The organism is Micromonospora maritima (assembly GCF_902825405.1).
In the GTDB taxonomy this organism is placed as follows: domain Bacteria; phylum Actinomycetota; class Actinomycetes; order Mycobacteriales; family Micromonosporaceae; genus Micromonospora; species Micromonospora maritima.
Map to the genome: position 1 here is coordinate 1 of NZ_CADEAU010000467.1, position 4,114 is coordinate 4,114.

The 4,114-nt window shown below is 71.8% G+C and carries 5 protein-coding genes; 2 read left to right on the forward strand and 3 right to left on the reverse strand.

Annotation, left to right across the window (positions count from 1 at the left end):
- Nucleotides 1-136: 136 nt before the first annotated feature.
- Nucleotides 137-355: a hypothetical protein gene (locus tag HUW36_RS34660; protein ID WP_246248344.1), complete on the forward strand. Its 219-nt coding sequence runs from the start codon at nucleotides 137-139 to the stop codon at nucleotides 353-355.
- A complete protein-coding gene (pknB, locus tag HUW36_RS27185) occupies nucleotides 352-2,178 on the forward strand; it encodes a Stk1 family PASTA domain-containing Ser/Thr kinase (RefSeq protein ID WP_174530745.1) in 1,827 nt (608 codons plus the stop codon). Before HUW36_RS34660 ends, pknB begins: the two co-directional genes overlap by 4 nt.
- A 77-nt stretch (nucleotides 2,179-2,255) precedes the next feature.
- Here the strand turns inward: pknB and HUW36_RS27190 are convergent, their stop codons facing one another.
- The 3 genes from HUW36_RS27190 to HUW36_RS27200 form a co-directional block, all read right to left on the reverse strand.
- Nucleotides 2,256-2,906 carry an aminodeoxychorismate/anthranilate synthase component II gene (locus HUW36_RS27190; RefSeq protein WP_174530746.1) on the reverse strand — a complete coding sequence of 217 codons (651 nt, stop codon included), beginning with the start codon at nucleotides 2,904-2,906 and terminating at the stop codon, nucleotides 2,256-2,258.
- Nucleotides 2,907-2,911: 5 nt separating this feature from the next.
- Entirely contained in the window at nucleotides 2,912-3,190 is a 279-nt protein-coding gene (locus HUW36_RS27195) for a hypothetical protein (protein WP_174530747.1), read from the reverse strand.
- A gap of 3 nt (nucleotides 3,191-3,193) precedes the next feature.
- Nucleotides 3,194-4,114, reverse strand: a 921-nt coding sequence (locus HUW36_RS27200; RefSeq protein WP_246248345.1) for a class E sortase, incomplete at its 5' end; no start/stop codon positions are given.

Here is a 4,114-nt window from a genome sequence, read left to right on the forward strand (position 1 = left end):
GCCGCGCGGCGCGGCCCCCGTCCCGCAGCCCCGACCGCAGCACCACCCCCAGGGGTACGCCCGCCCGCCCGTCGCGCCGTCGCCGCCCCAGCGGCGCTCGCGTTCCGGGCTCTGGACCACCGCGATCGTGGTGGCCGTGCTGGTCATCCTCTGTTCGGGCGTGATTTCTTTCTGGTACCGGAAATACGTGGCCGGTGCCGCCGGTCCGCCCGTACCGGCGAGTGTGAGCGTGACGTCCGGCGCGGTGCGGGCGCACGGAGACGACTATCCGGTCCGCACGTCGTACCGTCGTGAGGTACGCCTCCAGCCGGCCGGCGGCGGTTCGACGACGAGCGAAGGACGAGAGACGCGATGACAGCGCAGGCCCGCCTGCTCGGTGGCAGGTACCAGGTCGGCGAGCTGCTGGGCTACGGCGGCATGGCGGAGGTGCACCGCGGTCGCGATCTCCGGCTCGGGCGGGATGTCGCGATCAAGATGCTTCGTGCCGACCTGGCCCGCGACGCCACGTTCCAGATGCGGTTCCGCCGGGAGGCGCAGAACGCCGCCTCGCTCAACCACCCGGCCATCGTCGCCGTCTACGACACCGGCGAGGAGACCGCCCCGACCGGGGAGACCCTGCCGTTCATCGTGATGGAGTTCGTCAACGGGCGGACCCTCAAGGAGGTCCTGGGCGTCGAGGGGCGGCTCCAGCCGCGCCGGGCGCTGGAGATCTGCGCCGACATGTGCGCCGCGCTGGAGTTCAGCCACCGGCACGGCATCATCCACCGGGACATCAAGCCCGGGAACGTGATGCTCACCCAGACCGGCCAGGTCAAGGTGATGGACTTCGGCATCGCCCGCGCGTTGGCCAGCGGCGCCACCACGATGACGCAGACCAGCGCGGTCATCGGCACCGCGCAATACCTCTCCCCCGAGCAGGCGCGCGGTGAGGCGGTCGACGCCCGCTCCGACGTCTACGCGGCCGGTTGCGTGCTGTTCGAGCTGCTCTGCGGGCACCCGCCGTTCGTCGGCGACAGCCCGGTCAGCGTCGCCTACCAGCACGTACGGGAGCAGCCGCCGACGCCCAGCACGATCAACCCGGACGTCAACCCCGCGGTCGACGCCATCGTGCTCAAGGCGCTGTCCAAGAACCCGCTCAACCGCTACCAGAGCGCCGGCGAGATGCGGGCCGACCTGCTGCGCGCCGCCGCCGGCCGGCCGGTGCTGGCCACCCCGGTGATGCCGGCCGAGGAGACCATGCCGATGGCGGCCGCCGCCGGCGGCTACCACCAGGCGCAGCAGACCCAGATGATGGGCCCGCAGACCCGCCAGCAGGCGCCCGCCCGCGTCGGGGACCCCCGCAAGCGCAGGTCCTCCTCCTGGGTCATCGCCACGTTCGCCGCGCTCGGCGTGCTCGCGGTGATCGCGCTGGGCACCGCGCTCTGGCTCAACCAGACCGGCGCCGAGAAGGTGTCCGTGCCGAAGCTGGTGGACAGCACGCAGGCCGAGGCGCAGGCGGCGCTGACCCAGGCCGGGCTGCGGTACGTCAACGGTGACCCGGTGCAGAACACGGAGTGCAAGAAGGGCACGGTCGTCAACCAGAGCCCGGGCCCCGGCCTGCGGGTGGAGAAGAACACCGCGGTCTCGGTCCAGATCTGCACCGGCCCCGGCCAGGTCACCATCCCCAACGGGCTGGAGGGTTCGCAGGCCAGGAACGTGGAAGACCAGCTGAAGAGCCTGGGTCTGAAGGTCGAGATCGAGAACATCGACAACAGCGCCCAGAAGGGCATCGTCGTCAAGGTCGACCCCAGCCAGGGCAGCACGGTTCCCGAGAACTCGACAGTCAAGCTTCAGGTGTCCCGGGGCAACATCACCGAGGTACCCGACGTGGTGGGGCTCTCCGAGGACCAGGCCATCCGACAGTTGCAGAACGCCGGCTACAAGGTGCGCACCCTGGACGGGGAAGAGGTGACCGAGCCGGACAAGGTCGGCAAGGTCAGCAAGCAGAGTCCGAAGGGGGGCGCTGACCTCGCCCGGGAGAAGCAGGTGACGATCTACGTCGACGTCGCCGCGCCCGAGCAGAGCGAGAGCCCGTCCCCGCCGGCGAGCCCGACCCCCAGCGGTTCGCCGAGCACGCCGGGTGGCGGCGGTGGCGGCTTCCCGTTCCCGACCGTCCCGCCCACCCGAAGCAACGGCTGACGCTGCCGACGCACGCGTGGCGGTGCCCCGGACCGCCGGGCCACCGCCACGCCTCACATCCGGCCCTGGGCGTGGGGTCAGGTGGTGGCGAAGGCGGCGCGGCGGCGGGCGTCGACCTCGGCGGCCAGCTCCGGGGCGCGCTCCAGCGCCTCCGGGAAGCCGCACGTGGCCAGCCAGTTCGCCAGCATGAGGTGACCGCCCTCGGTCAGCACCGACTCGGGGTGGAACTGCACGCCCTCGATCGGCAACGTGCGGTGCCGCATCGCCATCACCACTCCGGAGCCGGTGCGACCGGTGACCTCCAGCTCGTCCGGGAGCGTCTCGGGCAGCACCGCGAGCGAGTGGTAGCGGGTTGCGGTGAACGGGTCGGGCAGGCCGGCGAGCACGCCGACGCCCTGGTGGTGCACCTCGGAGGTCTTGCCGTGCAGCAGCTCCGGGGCCCGGGTCACGGTGGCGCCGAACGCCTCGCCGATGGCCTGGTGACCGAGGCAGACGCCGAAGAGGGGAAGCGTGCCCCCGTACTCGCGGATGACGTCCAGGCAGATGCCGGCCCGGTCCGGGCTGCCCGGACCCGGCGAGAGCAGTACGCCGTCCGCTCCGACGCGGCCCACCTCGGCGACGTCGATCTCGTCGTTGCGCCGCACCTCGCAGTCCACGCCCAGCTGGCCGAGGTACTGCACGAGGTTGAAGACGAACGAGTCGTAGTTGTCGATCACGAGGACGCGCATCGGGGTCACCTGTTCGGGGTGGAGGGCGGGGCGTTGTTGGTCTCCGTGCTGTAGGGGAGTTCCTCCTCCTCGCCCGGCAGCCCGGTGGGGTCGGTGAGCCCGGGTGCGTCCCCCGGTACGCCGGAGTCCTGCGTGACCTGCACGTCGTCGAAGGGCAGCAGCGGCTCGGCCCAGGGGAAGACCACGAACCAGAGCAGGGCGACCGTGGCGGTGGCCAGCAGCACCGAGCCGATCAGCTTGCCGGGGAGACCGAAGGGCAGCTTCCGCCAGATCCACGAGTACACGGGTCAGGCCTCCAGCTCGGCGGGGCGGCCTGCCGACTTCGCCTGGGCGTGGTCCAGGCGGGCGTGGACGATGAGCCGCTGGTAGTTGTCGAACTTCGGGTTGCAGGTGGTCAGCGTGAGCAGCTTCTCGGTGGCCTTCCGGCCCGGACTGCCGGGCACCGGCGCGACCACCTCCACCTGGGAGGGCTTGACGATCCGCTGCTGGTAGACCCGGTAGACGAGCCACTCGGTCTTGGTCTCGACCACGATGACGTCGTCGGACTTCAGCTCGTCCAGCCGCCAGAACGTGGAGCGGATGCGGTGGCCGGCGACGGAGAAGTTGCCCACCTCGCCCGGCATGGCGCTGTCCGGGTAGTGGCCCGGGGCGTACCGGATGTCGTCCGGGCTGACGCCCTCCACCACCACCCAGTGCTTGTCGAGCTTGGGGATGTAGAGGCCGGCGACCGGCTTCCCCTCGGCCGGCGGCTTCGGCTTCACGCTGGGCCCGGTGGTTGGGCCGACGGTCGGGTCCGTCTCCCACTCCCGGGCCAACTGACCGCTCAGGTCGTTCTGGTGGGCGTCGACGATCACCGACTTGCCCCAGATCTCGTAGCCGGCGAAGAGCAGCACCACCAGGCCGAACGTGATCAGCACCTCGCCGGTGCCGCGGACCACGGAACGCAGCCGGGAACCGGTGGTGGGGCGGGTCAGCTCGGAGTAGACGCTGCGGTATCCCTCCCCGGTCTGTTCCGGCCGGAGCTGCACCACCCGCTCGCCGCGCCGTGGGCGCGGCGGCTCCGCCGGCGGTTCGTCGCCGCCGTCGCCGGTGTCCTGCACCGGGGGTACGGCGCCCATCAGCGCGGTGGAGTCCAACCGTGGATCGGCGGGTGGCCGGCTGACCGGGCGCAGCACCGCCGTCGCCCCCGGGTCGGCGGGCTGCTCGGG